This window comes from Pleionea sediminis (assembly GCF_007570825.1).
GTDB lineage: Bacteria > Pseudomonadota > Gammaproteobacteria > Enterobacterales > Kangiellaceae > Pleionea > Pleionea sediminis.
Genome location: NZ_SUNB01000004.1, coordinates 23,711 through 42,986, shown reverse-complemented (window position 1 = coordinate 42,986; position 19,276 = coordinate 23,711). Strand labels below are relative to the sequence as shown.

12 protein-coding genes are annotated in these 19,276 nt (G+C 39.5%); 2 read left to right on the top strand and 10 right to left on the bottom strand.

Annotated elements, in window-relative coordinates; genetic code table 11:
* Positions 1 to 206 precede the first annotated feature (206 nt).
* Positions 207 to 2,657, bottom strand: coding sequence for a S8 family serine peptidase (locus tag FAX86_RS22790; RefSeq protein ID WP_144394417.1), 2,451 nt, complete (start codon positions 2,655 to 2,657; stop codon positions 207 to 209).
* Between the two features lie 433 nt (positions 2,658 to 3,090).
* Entirely contained in the window at positions 3,091 to 5,091 is a 2,001-nt protein-coding gene (locus tag FAX86_RS15665) for a GGDEF domain-containing protein (protein WP_144394416.1), read from the bottom strand.
* 714 nt (positions 5,092 to 5,805) lie between these two features.
* Here FAX86_RS15665 and FAX86_RS15660 point away from each other — a divergent pair.
* Positions 5,806 to 7,707, top strand: coding sequence for a PhoX family protein (locus FAX86_RS15660; RefSeq protein WP_144394415.1), 1,902 nt, complete (start codon positions 5,806 to 5,808; stop codon positions 7,705 to 7,707).
* A 147-nt stretch (positions 7,708 to 7,854) separates the two neighbouring features.
* Here FAX86_RS15660 and FAX86_RS15655 read toward each other — a convergent pair whose 3' ends face one another.
* Entirely contained in the window at positions 7,855 to 9,792 is a 1,938-nt protein-coding gene (locus FAX86_RS15655) for an alpha/beta hydrolase family protein (protein WP_164503616.1), read from the bottom strand.
* A 554-nt stretch (positions 9,793 to 10,346) separates the two neighbouring features.
* Here FAX86_RS15655 and FAX86_RS15650 point away from each other — a divergent pair.
* Positions 10,347 to 10,529: a hypothetical protein gene (locus FAX86_RS15650; RefSeq protein ID WP_144394413.1), complete on the top strand. Its 183-nt coding sequence runs from the start codon at positions 10,347 to 10,349 to the stop codon at positions 10,527 to 10,529.
* Between the two features lie 35 nt (positions 10,530 to 10,564).
* Here the strand turns inward: FAX86_RS15650 and FAX86_RS15645 are convergent, their stop codons facing one another.
* The 7 genes from FAX86_RS15645 to FAX86_RS15615 all read right to left on the bottom strand — a co-directional run bounded on the left by FAX86_RS15645 (position 10,565) and on the right by FAX86_RS15615 (position 19,218).
* Positions 10,565 to 11,707, bottom strand: a complete 1,143-nt coding sequence (locus FAX86_RS15645) for a LamG-like jellyroll fold domain-containing protein (protein WP_144394412.1) — start codon at positions 11,705 to 11,707, stop codon at positions 10,565 to 10,567.
* 372 nt (positions 11,708 to 12,079) lie between these two features.
* Positions 12,080 to 12,925: a hypothetical protein gene (locus tag FAX86_RS15640; protein WP_144394411.1), complete on the bottom strand. Its 846-nt coding sequence runs from the start codon at positions 12,923 to 12,925 to the stop codon at positions 12,080 to 12,082.
* A gap of 137 nt (positions 12,926 to 13,062) precedes the next feature.
* A complete protein-coding gene (locus tag FAX86_RS15635; protein WP_144394410.1) occupies positions 13,063 to 13,776 on the bottom strand; it encodes a hypothetical protein in 714 nt (237 codons plus the stop codon).
* A 108-nt stretch (positions 13,777 to 13,884) separates the two neighbouring features.
* A complete protein-coding gene (locus tag FAX86_RS15630; protein ID WP_144394409.1) occupies positions 13,885 to 15,648 on the bottom strand; it encodes a DUF3592 domain-containing protein in 1,764 nt (587 codons plus the stop codon).
* A 459-nt stretch (positions 15,649 to 16,107) separates the two neighbouring features.
* Positions 16,108 to 17,475, bottom strand: a complete 1,368-nt coding sequence (locus tag FAX86_RS15625; protein WP_144394408.1) for an alpha/beta fold hydrolase — start codon at positions 17,473 to 17,475, stop codon at positions 16,108 to 16,110.
* Between the two features lie 34 nt (positions 17,476 to 17,509).
* On the bottom strand, positions 17,510 to 18,775 hold the full coding sequence (locus tag FAX86_RS15620) for a DUF885 family protein (RefSeq protein WP_144394407.1): 1,266 nt from the start codon (positions 18,773 to 18,775) through the stop codon (positions 17,510 to 17,512).
* A 203-nt stretch (positions 18,776 to 18,978) separates the two neighbouring features.
* Entirely contained in the window at positions 18,979 to 19,218 is a 240-nt protein-coding gene (locus tag FAX86_RS15615; RefSeq protein WP_144394406.1) for a hypothetical protein, read from the bottom strand.
* Between the last annotated feature and the right edge of the window lie 58 nt (positions 19,219 to 19,276).

Genomic DNA, 19,276 nt, shown 5'->3' with positions numbered 1-19,276 from the left:
CAGTCAAGCTAGACAGGAAATCAACTTTAATGATTGATATTCAGTCAAAAATCAGATGTTTCGCTGGTGTATCGATCTTTAAATCATAAAAACCAGTAAAATATTACGCTAGATAAGAGAAGATACGGATTTATTGGACGATAAGTTCCGATTCTCGATTCAATCGTCAACCATTGAATCGAGAATCTTAGTTAAAGCTATTGTTATCAATGATAACGAGCGGTTAAAGTCACGCCCTCAAAATCACGGAATGCCAATAATTTAATAAAATAAACCCCTCCACCTTGGCTTTCGGAACAGGACTCACTGTTACCAACGCGCATCGAGCGACAATCAAAAGAGCTACTCGTAGGGGGCGAGTCGAATTTCACATACATATCGACGTCTCCGGTTCCACCACTTGTTTCGAATCGAATATTCGTTGCGCCAACGGGTACCGCCAAGCGAAAAAACAATTCTTCTTTTTCCCAGGCATTGAGATTTGATACCGGAGCATCATTGGCAAGATCGATCGCGACCGTTTCCACAGCTTCGGTATAACTTCCGACCAACGTTAGCCCTTCAAAAGCACGGTAGGCTTTAATCCGAACATAATAGGTACCACCTTTCTCTGACAATGTGCAGGAAGCGTTGTTTCCAGATCGATTTTTGCGACAATCGTAACTGCCATCAGTTGGTACAGACTCAAAACTGACGTACAAATCGGCATCACCCGTTCCATCACGGGTTGTAAAGCGTACACTGTCAGCTTCCTCTGGAACGTACATGGTAAATACTTGATCGTATCCGCGAGATAACGCTAAATTGGTTTTCTCAACGTTGTTAATTAATACGAACTCATCAACATCATTAATTTCACCACATTGATTCGACGCTAAAAACTCCATCGCTTCTTTCGCCTGAACAATTCCAAATCCCGTTCGAACATCGCGACCATCAGCATCAATATCCAATGCAGACTCAATTAATGCGGTTCTAATTTCAGCGTTGGTGCAATCAGGATGATGACTCCAAACTAGCGCAGCGATACTGGCAACGTATGGAGAAGCCATAGAGGTTCCATTGTAATAAGAATAGTCCTTTCCTGTTTCAGTCCGAATGGTCACCGCGTTGCCTTCTTGATTAGCAAGCTCAAGCCCTAGTTCGCGACTGACGGATAAAGCGACAAAATCAAACTGGCTGTTTTCATCGATAAGAAATGGATTTTGTAGTGCCGGCTTTTCAGCATTCGAATAAACAATCACACCTTTCGCACCAGCTTCAAAACAGGCTCCAACGGGATCGGATTCATAATACTTTCCAACCCATTGATTCTGCCGACGCTCAACCAAACAAATTTTATTATTCATATTGCCGCAATCATAATTCCCGTTATTAAGTGAAGTACATTCAGCAATTTCACCTGTCACACGACCACTGTAATAACTTAGAATATTTCGATCGTTGATGTTAACAATGCGCATTAGTGGAACAACATTATCATTTCCGTATTCCGCCATTGTCGTACTGATAAACCCTAACGCACCATCACCAACTGAAACCGTCGATAGTACCGCTTCACCTGGTGCTGCTAATTCTAGTTGGTCGGTATATTGAGAAAAGTTAGCCCACTGCTTATTCGCATCGACTGCACCAACAGAAATTACCGAGTCATAAGATGCCGGATAGGCGTGTCGCTCTGTTCCTGCATTGCCTGCTGCAGCAACCAATAAAACATCATTATTATAGGCCTCTTGCATAGCTTCATTTTCGAGTTCAGTTGATAATGAGCCGCCCAAACTCATATTAATGACATTAGCACCATTGGCAACACAAGTTCTTACTGCCTCAGATAAGTCTGAAGAATATCCCCACCCGTCTTCACCAAATACTTTTATGACGTGCAAAGATACCTGCTGATTCGGCAAAACGCCCTGAATACCTTCGTCATTATTTACGGCAGCAATGATACCGGCGACATGCGTACCGTGAGAATTACTGGGTTCAAACCAATGCCCAGTCCCTATATCATCGAAACCCGAATGATTATTTCCGACTAAATCTGGACTGGTAATATCGTAACCGGAATCAATGATGCAAACGACTCTATTCGATGCACTAGTGTCACTGATTAAGTTCGATTGTGTCCCAGTTATACCCCAAGGCGTTGTTTGAGAGAAGAGCTGGCGTGGATGATCTTCCTCAATTGTCTCGACCATCGAGTTTTTTGTTAGTTGCTTACGGCTTTTCGAATTCAACACAACCGACACAGCGTTTGACAGAGGTAATTCTCTTCGAACAACTCCACCCATTTTAGAAATACTTTTTCTCGCTTCATGCGAATTCAATCGATAGTTACCTTGAGCATTTTTAAACGTCGCTGATGAGCCCTTTTTGAATTTAACAATATAGCGCTGTTCAAGTTTTGGTGTCGATTGAAAAAAAGAAACGGTATCGTCTCGCTGGAGTTGGTCGGAGTTTATGGAACTCGATTTAACGGTATTGCGAGTAATATCTTTCGACTTATTAAATCCCGATTGATTGATCTCAGAAGCAATCGATGCCTTTTTATCTACTTGGAAATCGGTTAGTAAAGGTTGGTCAAACTTGGATCCTGCCCAGACAGACGTGATAGCCCCGGCAACTACCGTGCTAACAAACAACGTATTCAATTTCATTATTCTTATCTCTTTATTATTGTTACCGAGCGCCACGCTTCTGTTGAGCGATATTATGAATTATTTCTCGATAAACTTTTTATTAGTCGATTTTTTTGTCGTTTTATTATTCAGTCAAACCTAACTTTGACGTATGATTTTAATAATTCGCTAAAAAATGAATCCCCTACCGTTCATTTTTCAGCCTTAAGGTAATAAGTGACGCCCCTCCAAAGAATAACAGTTGTCTAATGAAGTTCAGGCTACCAATATCGCAAAAGAAAAATCAACAAAAAAAGTATTGGAAATATGTGAATATTCCATATGTTTTACTGAGATTTTTAATCAGATGAATAAATTGATCAAATTATGATTAAATTTTAATCTTCCTAATGTTTCATAATTCTAGAAAGTTCATTGGAGAATCAGGTTGTCTATATAAGCTTAATATAATTTACGACTGATCAAACGAGGTTCGAATCAGTAAGGCATTTTGTTGAATCAAGGTTTCGAAGGGAGTATTCAATAATTCGCTAAGCTGTTCTTCATTGGTAATATAGAAATTATTGGTTGCAACCCAACAGTTCCTCCCTATCGATTTACCATGATAAAGTGCAGCGTCCGCTAGACTGATTAACCGATTCCATTCAATATCTTTTTCGCAACTCAATAATGGAAACTCTACAATGCCGATCGTACAGGTGACATTTAATGGTTGATCGGAATTAGTAATATCAAATGGTTTAGAATTAATGGCCAAAAGGATTCTATTTGCTAACTCATACTTTAGTTCGGGTTGTTCGAGACGAGCAACATAGATAAACTCTTCTCCTCCCCAACGAGCAAGAATATCGGTACCTCTCGTGATCTCACCAATGCGTTGACTAATTTCTTGTAAAATTTTATCTCCCACCAGGTGACCATAGTCATCATTGATTTTCTTAAAATGATCAATATCGAACAAAAATATTCCTAACGAAATATTTTTTCCTGACTCAATGGCCCGTTTAACAAATAAAAACTCTCGCTCAATGTGTTGTTCGAGATAGCGACGATTGCCTAATTTGGTTAAAGAGTCTACCAAGCTCAACTTCTCATACTGCTGTGCCAACCTCCTTTTTTGCCGTAACTGCGAGAAAACAAACAAAATAAAAAACACTAAGACAAAGAAAACTGCAATAAAGTATTTTCTTTGAGTTGCATGTTTAGCGTTGGTTTCCTTTTGAAGTTCCATTTGCTGTTTCACAAGCCGGCTTGTTAATAGAGACTCTTTTTCCAGTCGCGTAACTTCAGCATTTGATGCAGCATGAGTTAATTGGCTTCTTAACTGAGGCTCAAGAACCTCGACGTACAACTCTTTCAATTTCCTTAATCCATAAGTTGCAATTTCAGACTTGGGGTTGTCCGAGAGGCGCTTAAAAAGATCCACTTTTACTTCCAACGCCGTGTCACCTGATAAATTTAAGCAAGCCGATAAGTCGACCTCTGTATTCCAGAATTGCTCCGCTAACTTTCTGTAGCACGTCAAATAGGTTTCAACAATAGGACTATCGTCTTTACGATCGTTAACTTCTGACAAATACTTTTTAGCACGATTGAATTTGCCTAATATTGAAGCTGCATATGCTGAATAACTTAAAGAGTTAAAACCTATGGAATTATCCAAGTGGTTAACACGGTCGAATACTCTCAGCGCCATTTCGTAATCATGTTTATGTAAAAAATAGGCCAGGCCAGCATTAAAGTGAGATAATTGAACATACCAGGTAAGAAAGTGTTTTCGTTCTGGCACTTGCTCTTTTAACAATTCCTTTTCGGTAGAAAGACTGATTTTCTCGAGCAGTTCAATACCTTTATCCACATACTGTTCGTTACCATGAGCAATATAACTCGATGCGGTATCAAACATAATGCTGTTAACTAAATCAAGGTTATCTGGAGAAACAATATCGAGAGCTTCGGAATAATGAGTAAATGCAGCAACGACCTCGCCATTCTTAGACTGCTGCCACGCGAGTTTACTCAATAACTCTGCAACCATATCGTTCTTATTGGCTTTCCGAGCCTCATCAATAAGCCCCAGCATCTTTTGTCGAATATCATTAATATCAAGATAAGTCGCTTCAATACAATAACTTCTTAGAAACAGATCGGCTTTTAGAGGTTTAAAAGCGCGACATTGCGCTTCAGCCTCTTTGTATCGACTCTGCGCGTACAATTCAATCACCAGCGTTCGTTGATAACTGTATTTCTGAGCCGGAGACTTCTCAGACTCAATGCGCGAAGTTAACCAAGCCACTTTCTCAGCAGAGGTTAAATCGAAAAAGCTTGCCGGAAGAGATTCTACGTTATCGACCTCTTCCAATGTGAAGTTTTCGGTAGCACTCGTGTTAAAAGAAAAGAGAGCAAGTCCGCTAATAAGTAATAATGTAATTAATTTTAGTATATTGACCAAAATAAGCCTGTTTTAATTCAATAACTTAGAGCAGATTTCTCGTAAATAAACTATCGTCTTTTTTCAGTATAGCAAAGTAACCCTATTCACACGTATTTTCGTCCGTTCAGATAAGTTAATGTTTCAAACTATCAACGGAAATAGGGGTATTGGACCTTTTCGGTAGTTGGCCTGTGGATCAGCGATATTATTGTTTAATGGTAAACCGATGAGTTGCCCCTTAACTCAAAAATATTCCTCTACAAACTGGTAGACTAAAACCTACAAAAGTAGGAAAAATCAATTGCAGCGTGTCAAAAAACCAATTGTATGCACATGAAATCCGAAGGTACGTAGAGCAATTCCTATTTTTTATATAATGCTCTACATCAGTTAGCTCTGGTGATACTAACTTTTCGAACAATATTGAAAGTGCGGCTTTTTAAGGTTCAAAAATTATTTTCATCAGCCGTACTGCAACACATTAATAATTAATGTCGAGTTCGCAACATATGGCTTTTGCAGTTTGATTGAATCAATTATTAAAATTCAGCTGGGCTAAACAATGCGCGCTTATCAAATCGACCTTCAAAGATTCTTCGTTTAACTGTCACAAAACCTTCAATCTATTGTCACCCTGCTGCTTTAGCGTTGCGTATGTTCTTTAATATTCTCGTTCGAGTTTAGCGGTATCGAATTAGGTGCAATCACAAAACCATTGGATGAGCATTGTTTATGTCTACTAAGAAAGAAACTATAAAAGATAATTCACAGCTTCATGATGAAATAGAAGATATACCTTCGAACACTTCAGGCAATACGCCCTTTGCGTCAGTCCTAGAAACAAACATGTCACGCCGAAATATTATGAAAGGCAGTTTAGGTGTTGCAGCCGCTTCGTTTTTAGCCCCAGCAGCACATGCCGGTTGGGGCTGGGAATGGGGCCGACGCGAACTCGTTGATTTTAGACCCGTCGCGATTGACGATGTTGTTGATACCAGCATGCCGACAATATCAGACGATTACGAATACCAAATTCTCATTCCCTGGGGAACCCCTATTGAACCAGGTGCGACGCAAGCATACACAGGCGATCCTGATACACGTCCTACTTCGGCACAAGCAGCCCTACAAACGGGTTTAGGTCATGATGGCATGTGGTTTTTTCCAGTCAGCAGTCGATTTGGTCACCACGACAGTGCATTCTACCGCCGTAACAATGAAGGCATGCTTTGCGTTAATCATGAGTATGGGAACAATAGCCATGCACTGGGTAAAGACGCACCAGAAAATCTCGAAGACGTACGACTTTCTCAAAACATTCACGGCGTCTCTGTCGTTAAAATAAAGCGCTCATTGCGCGGTGACTGGCGAGTGATTTCGAGCAACCATTCTCGTCGAATAACAGTGAATACTCCGGTCGCATTTTCGGGCCCTGCAGCCGACTCTGAATTACTGCAAAATCCTAATGGCAATATTCCGCTTGGAACAGTCAACAACTGTGGCTCTGGCGCGACTCCATGGGGAACCTACTTAACCTGTGAAGAAAACTTTAATGGTTATTTCGGTGCAACCGGCGAATTCTTTTCTACAGCAGAACAAGAACGTTACGGCTTTTCAAACAATGGATTTGGATACGGTTGGCACCATTTCGATAAACGCTTTGATTTAAGTGATCCCGATTATGTCAACGAGCAAAATCGTTTCGGATGGATTGTCGAAATCGATCCTTTTGACGGAACGCAAAAGCCCGTTAAACGTACCGCTCTTGGCCGATTCAAACATGAAGCAATTGCCATCGCCGAAAGTCATAATGGTCGTATCGCGGCTTATATGGGCGATGACCAACGTTTCGATTATTGCTACAAATACGTCTCGAACAAATCTTGGCGTCAAGCTATCAGCGACCGTGAGAGCCCGCTCGACAACGGCAGTTTGTACGTTGCTAAATTTAACGATGATGGCACGGGCGAATGGTTGGAATTAACCATTGATAATCCAGTGTTGGCATCCCGATTCAATTCTCAAGCCGAAGTATTAATATACGCGCGAATCGCATCCGACCTACTCGGTGCAACACCGATGGATCGACCAGAGTGGACCACCATTGGTAAAGACGGTGAAGTTTTTTGGACCTGCACCAACAACTCCAATCGCACCGAATCCGCTGCCGCCAATCCCGAAGCGCCGAATAACGATGGCCATATCATTCGGACCAGAGACGCCGATGATCACTTAGGAACAACCTTTGTTTGGGACATTTATATACTCGCATCTTCAACTCGCGGAGCAGAAAATGTATTTACCGATCCGGATGCTGCCTGGGCGGATCCATACGGCCGATTATTTATCGGCACCGATGGTGGCCAACCCGACGGTTTACAAGATCAGTTAGTTGTTTTCGATACCACCAAAGAAGTACCCGAGCCTAAACGATTGCTCGTGGGTGTCAGCAGTGATGAAATTACCGGTTTTACCATCACGCCCGATCAACGCACCGCATTCGTAAACATTCAACATCCGGGTAATGGTTCACCCAGAGACACTAATTTTCCGGCACCCTACGATGGTTCAACCATACCGAGAGACTGTACGCTGGTCATTACCCGAAAAAATGGCGGAATCATCGGATCTTAAAAATGGTGTCACAAATCTTTGATAAAGAAAACAGTGAATAGGGATGTTCAAACGATTACTTTTTTATTTAAATATTCCATGACAACGAATAAGAAAAAGGAGGCTTCACGCCTCCTTTTTCAACAACAATTAACAATCAATATTTAATTAAAGATTTACCGGATTATGTTTCTCTAAAAACTTGGTCACACGCTTATAAAAATTAATCCGACTTTCAGGATTATAATAATAATGCCCTTCTCCCTCGAGTTGAAAGACTTCAAATTCAACATCACTGTCTTTCAGTTCATCTTCTATTATTTCAAGTTGTTCAATATCGGTAATACGATCTTTTGTTCCATGCGCTAACAATACTGGAACCTTCAATTGCTTCACTCTCTTATTGATTGAATGCTGCTTGCGGGTCTTTTTATTGCCCATAATTAAATCGTACTGGCGCTTCGCAACAGGTGCACGAGTCTCGTAATGCTCATTCAAATCATAAACACCTGAGAAGGCAATACTGCATTGATAACTGTCAGAGTGAGATAAGCTATTCGCAATGGCACTGTATGCCCCAAAGCTCGCTCCCATAATACAAACTCGCTTAGGATCAATGATTGCTTGCTCCACTAAATGTTGTAATCCAGAATGAATATCGCTTTGAATATTACGCCCCCACTCGCCGTAACCCGCTTCCTTAAATGGGCGTCCTTTTCCAGTTGAACCTCGATAATTAATCTGAACAACAGCGTAACCGAGCGATGCCAAATACTGAACTTCGGGATTAAAGCCCCATTCGTCTCTCACACCAATCGGCCCGCCATGAACAAGTAAAATTGCTGGCAATTGTTGTGCCTTTTCAACCTTGGGCAAAGTGAGGTAACCTTGAATTGGCAAGCCATCATCGGCTTTAAAGTCGAACGAATACATAGGAAGCCCTTTTGCATCGCGACTGGCTGCCACAAATTGCAATTTTTTCGCCTTGCTATCAAACAAGTACCAGGTCAATGGCGAAACATCACCTTCAACCATAACCAAGTTTCTCTGACTATCTTTTTCCCATCCCGCAAGATCAATCCGAGTACTTTTAAACTGCTGTTGCAACTGCGACACCAAAATATTCCATTCACTTTCGTTATCGAAAAACTGCCACTCTGGATAATCCGACTGATATCTTGCGGCAACCACTTTTCCACCCTCAATTCGAGTCCAGTCGATATCCAACTCTGGATGATGGAACACAGATGTGATTGACCGTTTTTCAGGCTTAAATAAACAAATACCTTGAGTTGGCTCCCCACAATAGCCGCGAATAAGCAGGCCACCGGCTTTACTTGAATACCCAATTAAGCGGACATCATGATCAAAGTTTTCTAATTGAAACGTTTTCCAAGATTCCTCTTTAAAGTCAAAACGCTCAAAAATAAGACGCTTATCGTCAAAACTCCAATGTTTATGCCACAACTCATTGTCTGAATGGTCATAGTCCATCTCCCCAACTTCGCCTTCTAACTGTGCCAAGGTTTCAACCTTACCGTTATAAACATTGAGTTTTTTAACCCAGGTATCGTCTTCAAAATAATTATCGGTTCGAATGAGGATGTGTTTTGGATCATCGGGCAACAGGCTTAAAATTCGAGCATGGGCCAAGTTTTCATCAAGGGTATTTTCGTTTGCAATCCCCTTAATACCACGGCGCGTAATGACCGAACGAAGTCCAAAAACAAATCGGCCTTCCGACTTGTCGTGATCAATGGCGTACAGCTCACCGTAATATCCTTTGTACTGACGGCGCTTCAACGGCGAGTCAATTTTAATTAACAAACGACTATTATTGGCCCAATAAAAGTTCGCAACTTCATCATTAGACTCAAAGTAAATCTGATTAACCGCTTTCATTGTGTTCGCGTCAACGACAATGAGTTCTTTTTGCTCTTCTCCTTGTCGAACCAGACCAATATGTTGACCATCGGGCGATAATTTAACGGTGTGGTACTTGGGCTCTGAAAAATAATCGGAAAGCAAATCTTTCGAACTGGAAAATACTGGCAGGCTTGATAGTCCAACCACTAACGATATAAAAATTGAATATATTTTGTTCACAATAGCACTCTTCTTAATCCTGAGAAATAATGTCCATACAATCATTTGTATTGAAGAATGCTATATTTTAACCGGATAACGCAATCAACGGAAGTAATACGAATTCAACCCCTAAACACTTTCGAAGAAAATACAACACCCTTTCAACTCACCAGTATAATTTACAACCAACTCCATTCAAATCATCCCTTTTCGTTTAATACTGTCAGCTTAGAACAATGTCATATAAATCAATTTTAGCTTCAGAATTACTGTGCTCATAAGTTCGTAATCCGCAACAACATCCTATAAATCCGCTCTCAATAATCCTATCAACCCCAAAATTACCACTAACAAATAGCCATTGTTTTTCTGCTACTGCTCAGACTAAAACTAGCTATAAAAGAGCAACAAGTATCGCTTCATAACACTTCCATCATATTTTTATCACTTAATCATACAGTTTTTACCCAAGGATTTAGATAACTTTGTTAATAGACTTCAGCTAGTCGAGTTGACTATAACGATATGAAGTCTCAAAGATAATTTTACTACTCACCAAAAAAGGAAATATCATGAAAAAATTAAAAGCGATTGTAATTTCGAGTATCTTTGCAACAGCAGCGTCTTTTGCTTCAGCAAAAGTTTACCCAGTGTTAGATGTTATCGATGCGTGTGAAAGAGCGTATAGTTCAGACATTCAAATTGCCACTTGTATTGCTAATGTCTGTAACTATTACGGTTGTGAATATGTCTAGTTTTAAAAATCGAACAGTGGTTTAGCCACTGTTCGTTAATACCCAATAAGACTTGACTTACAATCATTTGGATTAACGGCATTAATAAGTTTTTCAATATCTTGATGATTCAATGCTCGATTAAATATTTGTACACCTTGAATCTCTACAGGAAATAATCCCGTAATCGAAGATGAGCGACTGCCGATCCGAAGAGCACTTGGATTACTTAACGAGCGCTGTCGATAGGATGCATTTGTAGACGACACTAATTTTCCATCGATGAAAAACTTTAATCCTTTATCGTGATCGCGGTCCACTGAAACAACGACATGATGCCACAATCCGTCATTTATGGCTTTTCCAGAAGAAAAGTTGGTGCAAGACGATTTTTGTGTATCTTTTGAACAATACCACTCACCTTCTCCATCAGCCAATTGCATTCCCGGTTCACCGTTATGTAAATGCAGGTTATACCCCAGAACGTTACCTAAGCGATCTTCAACACGCTTATCCAGAATGACACCAATACCATCGAAATGGGTTTTAACCCATACACTTAATGAAAAATCACCAACGCCAACATCAATATCACTATTACTTGGCACTTCAACAAAATCATCGACACCATCAAAGCAAAATACGCCAGTAGGACTTCCAGGAACCAACGTCGTTTCTTTAAAAACTTTTACATACTCATTTTCGCTTGACTTTTGAATTGGTTCTTTTGATTTAGATTGGCCAGGCTTTATCTCAATAAAAAATAAACTAACACTTAACGTTGTTACCAAAGGAATCAGCCAATAAATGTTAGAAATCGATCGAGAAGATGTTTTTTCTTGACTGACGTTGCCCAATTTATTCGAATGCCGCAGTGTTTTCTTTAAACCAAAATCTACCGACGTACTCAATAAATAGCCTTTCTTAGGAATAGTTTTAATAACGCTTTGCTTGGTACCCGATTTATCGAAGGTTTTTCTTAAAATAGCAATGCAACGATTTAATGAACCATCGCCAACAATACGATCAGGCCAAGCCTCTTCGATAAGTTTTTCTCGAGAAACTGTTTGCTCCAGGTTATTTACTAAACAAACTAAAACCGCCATTACTCGAGGTTCAATATGAATCGTATCGCCATCATAGGAAATCAAGTTTTTTTCGGGCTCTACTAACCAATCATCGAGTTGAAAAGGCTTCATTGATATCTCAATTTCAATTTTCTGTATCACCGCTTCGCATAATGAGAACCGTTTTTAGCAAAATAATACTGGGTAAGCAAATGTTAGGGCTGGGAATCATTGATTAATTAAACAAAGAATGTTGAGAATCGACAACAAATGAGAAAATCAATGGTTAATTTCGTTTAAGCACCAATAGTCTATTAGAAAAATAGTCAAACCGAATCTCTGTGGATTTTATGGGAACGGATAGATTTAATACGAGACAAATTGTAGAGGTGTAATATTTATTAACGGCTATTCAAATAAAGCAATTAACAGAAAACAGCTCTCAATCATCAGTCCATTCTACAGAAAATAGAATGGACTAAGCTCATAAACTTACGGACACAACTAATTGGATTGAGACTCCGCTTTCACAAATGACAATTCCGAAGAATAAATTTCGTTAGAGCCAAGTTCTGTCACAAACCACTTCATGGTGTGAATTCCAGGCTTAAACCACGAAGGAATGTTTAATTCTCGATTTAAAAACTCTTTTGTTTCTCCATAATCAACATCGAAAGTTCTTTCACCTAAGACCGGAAAAGGAATATTATCTGGCATAATGATTACGCCCCACATCTTGAATCGCTTACGCTCCATTGACTCTGCAAAGTTACCTAACCGAGCTTCATAGTTAAGCGTACCACCGGACTCAGGATAAAACATTATCTCAGATGTTCTTTTCAACTGAATAAGTACGCTCTCTGGTACACCATCTACTCTGATGGCTAAGTCCTCGATGAAGAGACGTCCACTATCAATATTAAAAGTAAATTCTGCACTACCATCTTTTAAATTATCGCTTAGGCTATTAATACAGTGTGTCGTTGGGAACTCTTTAGAGGCCAACCAGGTAGGATTGCCATTTTCGTCGGGCTCCCCACTTTCAAAGGACCACTGAGCGTTGATGAGATCGAGATAGATTAGAGGATTACTCTCACTTTCGTATCGAATATTAATAACAGAAGCCGTATCCGAAACCCCATATCGATCATTATCAATACCAAGATCAAGACAAATTTCCGAAAAGCTTGAGTAGGGTTTGTCAAGCGCAATGCTAATCACATAGTCTTGTCCCGAAACCATTTCAAAACTACGATTTCCATCGTAATCTAGTTCTATCGTTTCTGAAAAGACTGACAACGATGCCGATGCTATTAAGGACAGCAGTGATGCTTTTATGATCTGACTCATATTTTCCTTCTTATATAATATATGTTTAAATTTTTCTAAGAGTACTATAAGAAATCATTGGCATTTTCGGGGGATCGCTAATTACTGATTGTTTAACGGCTGATTAAAATTACCGATCAACGCTATTTTAACAATCCTTATTCCGTTATATCGTGCCTCACCAAAATCGCCAAAGACGCAGCTGCGATAACGTGCTTCATACTTTCGTCCAAATCGTTGAAAATCCATACAAAACCGGAAGAAGAAGTATCGACGGCACCAATCACCCGGTCATTATACAAAAACTCAAATCCTGAACTATGGGGAATATTTCGCTTGATAAACTCAGGAATGTCTCGCTCCAATTTAGCTTGTCTAATTATTATTCTATCACTTTCGCTAAAAATAACGCCTCCCGATTGCTTTAGTGCCAAACGATGTGGATTATCTAGTACGAATGTCCATTCAGTCGCATTAATGCTCATTTTTCCAGCGTATAAATCATCACTGTAATAAAAGTCACGTATCCAAGAAAAGGATTGCGAGGCATCCAGGCGTTTTACATTAGTAGCCAACGACACATAAGCAACTGTCGATTGCTCTTTTTTAAGCTTAAACGACGTTGTCTGATGACGCTCGTCAATGGGAGTAAAAAAGCCTAAAAATGTTGTACCAGCGCCACTTCTCGATAAATCACTCGTTCGATATGGACCTAGATGCAACTTTTGATTAATCTGCAATCCGTACCGACCGCCAACTGGATACATCGATGCTTCTTGCTCGAACTCTTCTGCTAACTGAATCGAAACCGACTGATGACTACATGCTGTCAAAAATATTGACAAAAATGCGATTAATACAAACCTGTACATGTGAGCTCTCCTGATAAAAAAAGCCATTCTACAAAATAAATCTTAATCAAAACTTAACCAACATCGAGATGCTATTACGATAAATGAGATTAATCCTTACCTTATCAATCACTCTCGATGTAATACCTGTTCAATTTGCTCAATCATGTAAATTGCGTTTTTCTTAGATTTAAAGTTTCCACCCAAATCAACGCTTTCCCCATTTCTGATGTATAAAGAAAGGCCGTATGTATTTCGTACAGCCTTTCCAGCCTGACTACTTGAGTGAATAACTATGGGCTTAATAGAGCTTATTTCTTGCGCTCGATAACGATGTTTTTTTATTAATTTAGAAAACAAATATTGATCAACTTCAATACAATTAGGAGTCACCTTTACTTTACAGTTTTTACCCCAAATGTAGATACCAAAGCCAAGGAAAACACTACTAACCAGCGCAAAAAACAAACCAAATATCTCACCTTTTACAGCAAACAGAGTCACACCGATTAAAAAGAACGCTAGCCCCATTAAGGTAAGAAGCAAACCTGCTGCCAGTTTCGGAGTATGAAATGTTAATTCTTCAGGAATATCTTTTATATCTGCTTTTCGATTTGTGCTTTTAGTTTCTGATTTCGACATCTGATTATCATTCGACGAACGCTGAAAACTTACCTTTTGCTCAATTCTTCGTTTTTCACTTTTCGATAAGGGTTTTGATTTTAACTCGTCTTTAACGCTTTGACTTTTCGCCGTACGAAATACCGGAATATCATAACTCCGTTTTAAATTAATTGTTTTTAGCTTACTTTTAACTTCGATACTCCAGGTAATTGCATTGTCACCTCTTGCTGTGGATGGTTTATCAGCAGGTACATAAAATTCAAATTCAAGAAACGAGCCCTGCTCATGTTCTTTTGCGACCGGAGAAATACTATTCTCGTAAATAAGGTGCGATCGAATACTGGTTTTGTTATGACTCTTTTGTGTCTCTGTTTGAGTACAATTCAATGAAATATTATATTTATCCGAGGGATGAAATTCCTTGGGAATAATTAGATGTCCTTTCACTTCGCCCCCAATCACACCGGGATAAGGAGAGAGAACCAATGGAACATCCTTAAAGTAATTCCACTCCACTCGCTTTTTCCAGTAGACATAAGAAATAATGAAAGGAGGTATGAAGAATAGTATCGCGACAATAGTACCAACTAAGTTACTTCCAATAAGTCCAACAGAAAAAGTTAAAAAAAAGAAGAATGAAATTATCGAAGCGTATTTCCAAAGCCGAATATTGCCTTTAGCGGTTGAATATATCTCCTTTGAGTCAAGCTTGTTCTCAGTAGAAGCTGAGCTTACAATCTCCGAAAACAATCGAGCGCCCTCTTCATCTTCCTCAGATTCAGCTTTTTTAGAGAACCGAATAATAAAAACGCCGACAGAAATAAATACACAACTAAACAGCGAAATCGCGATTATTCTCGACCAGCTAATCGTTCGGTCAAATACTGACTCAATTGGATCATCCGGGTTAACCCAAACCCTCAAATTCTCTCTTGCAGCAAGTCGTTCAATGTTCGATAGACGATCTGCATGCTCATCTCGATCGCTTGAGCTGAAGTTATCAACATTAACTCGGCTGCCTATATACGGATTACCATCAATCACATATCGATAGCGCATTTTTACTTTGTACATAGTCGTTGAGTGCCCATCTTCATCGGTATGAAGATAGCTGGTGAGTTCTGCACTAATCAAATCCGCAGGCACAGGACGCCACGATTGCATTTGATAGGCTTCAATCATTTTAGAAAGAGCCAATAAGTAGAGAAACGACCCACCAATTAGAATAAAAAAAACACCAATAAGAACGGGACTGCTTTTTCTTTTCATTACTTTACCTCACTGAAACTTTTCCAACACGCAACGAGGACATAACTGACCGAAGAAATCAGTCCTAAGTATAGACTTTTATACGATTATTGCTGACACACTCTATCGATAAATTGAGAGATAATGGCGAAGAATACTTCACAATAGTCATTACAATAGTCGACACACTCTGTGAAGCTCTGATGAGTAGATTTACATTATTGGGGGTATTAGAACAGTATTTTGCATGAACTAATTCCCCCCCAACATTAAGAGGTTATTTTAAGAACTGGAGTTCTCATTAGTGCAGTGGCCGTTCTATTCTTATCAAAGTATACGAAAGCATCTTGCATTGGCGAAGTGGATACCAACAGCAACCGAAGGAATATGTACAATACGCTTTATATTTCTGCCTGGTAATCAACACCAGGCAAATTTAAATAGGTATGAAACAACAAATGTCTCCAAAGTCAATTTGAATTAACCACTGTGCTGTTTCAACCACTTTACAAGTTCATGATACGTGAAATCTTTATAATGCTCACCCGGTTGAACAACGTTGTTCTGTCCATTTGATAATGCTGACATGGTTGCTTCGCGGGATTTATAAGTCATTAATGAGTGCTCCGTTTTTGGAATTATGACTCGTTTCGCAATGTCGCGACCGTGACTATTGACAGCATTAACCACGTCATGTGTCCAACTATCATCAATCGCTTGTACGTCGTATTCACCATGAATGGCTAAAGTAGGTACTTTCAGCGCTTTCCATTTGGCCGCAAAATTATACTGGTTTTGGTCTCTAAAAAACGTATAGTGCCGATGAAATATTTGATCACCATTGATAGGAACAAGATTAGAATTAAAAGCATCTTTAAGTTTCTCGTCGTGTCGCATAGCTTCTAAACTTCGATCTGAATTTAGCCAGGCGTCTAACAACGGCTGAACCCGATCGCGATTCTTTTGTGCCGTTTTCTTATCCGTACCATAAAGCAACGCTTGCTTAGAATAAATGTCGAGTAAATATTCATACCAAGGTTTTACAACCGTTCCATAAACGGCAACACTTTTAACGGTATTTTTTTCTGCTATTAAAGGTGCGTATAAACCGCCAAGCGAATGACCAAATAGGTGAATATTATTTTCGTCAACATAAGGCAGTGCTTTTAATGCTTTGATTGCCGCATCGAAACCTGACAGTTCGGTTGTAAAATCGATTTGAGAGCACTTTAAATGACCATCGCTGTCTCCCACTCCAAATTTTTCAACGCGATACACAACAAATCCAGCTTTGGCAATATCAGATAACAGCTGACGCATGGTTAAATTAGGTAACGCCCCCCAATTGACAGAGCCACAGGTATAACCTTGAATATAAAATAATGCGGGTCGTTTTTCATTTTTTGCGATGTCCTTCGGCTGGTAAATATAACTACGTAATCGATTGTTATTGACTGTCACTGAATCAGAAATCACATTAAAGGCATCGCTTACTTCCTGCTGACGCGCAGAAAGTGCTCCACTAAATTTAAGAGTTTGACCATCTCGCGTAAGTTTTACAGTAATAGAATCTCCTTCTCTTAAGTCTCCCAGTACAGATATGACATCTTGGAACGACAGAATTGTCTGCCCATTTATGAGTGTCACTCGATCACCTTGTTGCAATCCAAGTTGAGTGGCCGTCGAATTCGGCGCAATATTTGAAATAACAATACCATCGGAGCCGTCCACCGGCTGACCACCAATACCTAAAAAACCCCGTGGCTTTAACCCATTGGCACTAGATAAGCTACTTATCATAATTAAGGCATTGAATAAGAAATAATTGAAAAACTTACGTCGATTCATAAATGTAATCTCACTGTTTTTGTCGTATCTTAAGTCATTTAATATTATTAAAGTCGTTATAGCGTTCAATGGATGAAAGTGGTAAGTGTGTCATCGATAATAACTGCTGATGAAACTCTACAAGATTAAAGTCTGCTTTACGCTGTTGCTCAGCAAGTAACCTTTCAATTTTATGTCGCCCATAAACGTAAGTATTAACCTGCATTGGCCATCGCTTAATTCGAGCCAACTCTCGTTCAAGCATATCTATGCCTTCTGGAAAGAGCTGCTTCCAATGTTGTTTTAACTTATTATCGGACCAACCATAGGCGTGCTTACCAACATCAACCATGACACGCATTGCTCTTAGTGCCTGCCATTTATATGCGTAATACTCGCTTTCAGGCTCTTGGTACAATCCCAGATCACGTCCATATCGTTCAATGTAGGCAGCCCACCCTTCAACAAAAGCCATAGCGCTTGGTGGCATACTCAGTCTGTTGCACTTCAATTTTTCATCTGGCCAATGGCTTTGCATATGGTGCCCCGGCAATCCCTCATGTAAATAAAGAAAATCCATTTGAGCTTTTATGTAATCATCATTACTAACATGAAAATAAAATTGTTTTTGATCTGGGTTATAATAGCCAGGCGCCAGAAACTCAGGACCAAGAGGTGATCGCGCAATGGTTAAAGGAGGGATATTCTCGGAATCTATGAACAATTTATTAAGATTCTGAATAACACGATGGTGTCGATCTAAATAAGCCTTTTGGATAGCGGCAGTGTCTTTATTGGAAAATGATGAGTTACTCGCTCCATTAGAATCCTGTTTTATCGTTCGAAGCCTGGCTATAGCTTTGTTAAATGAAGTTTCGCCGATTTCGAATAGCTCATCTGGCGAAACAGCTTCTCCCAGCCAAAATAAAGTCAATAAACGATACCAGTCTTTCGCCCGAGGAAGCTCACTGATATTACCTCGATAAGTTACAGGTTGGCCTAACAGCTCGATAGCTAAAAGTTGACTATCACTTGTGGTTTGCATCGCATGAGTGAGAATGCTCTCGCACAGCGATAAATCACGTTCGGCTAAAGCGTCCAACCGACTTCCAAAATGCAGCCACTGCTTTTCCAATGACTTCAAATTGCCAACATTTTTCCAATCGCTGAGCATATCTCTAAAGCTCAGCTGAATTGATAGGCTATTTAGCGATTGATAATGTTCATTCAATTGATTAATTTCTGATTCATCCGCAGATGTATCACACATATATACCGTACTTATTATTAGCAACAACCAACTGACAACCGAATGACTCATAAAACTCACTTTAGTAACAATAAGTTAGCTCGAAGAGCATTGAGTAACAATATTGAAAATCATAAAATCGAAAGTAGAGATTAACTCGATAAATGTTTAAAAGTGTGATTTAAAATGATCAATCTGTTAGAAATTATGAATATATTGAAATGGTTAAACCATTTGCTAAACAATTTTAGCGCTTGGCAAAGAAAACAAAGCATTTATTCAATATCTTTAAAGCCTTGTTTTACTGTATGCTTTAGTACTTCTTTTAGCTCTTCCCCACTTTCTTTACTATCTAACTGCTTAGGAAAAAGCTTTATGCAGATACTGATAATGACGGTAAATACTAAAATGCCTACCCCCAGCCAAACTGCATCATACTGTTCCCTTTCCACTCCCAAGTAGATAAAAAAGAAGGCGAAAGATAGGCAAATTATGAGACCTAATGCTTTTATCATGTTACGAGCCTCCCGAAGTCGCTAGCTAAGGCTTACTGAATCCTGCAAAGATCCAAAA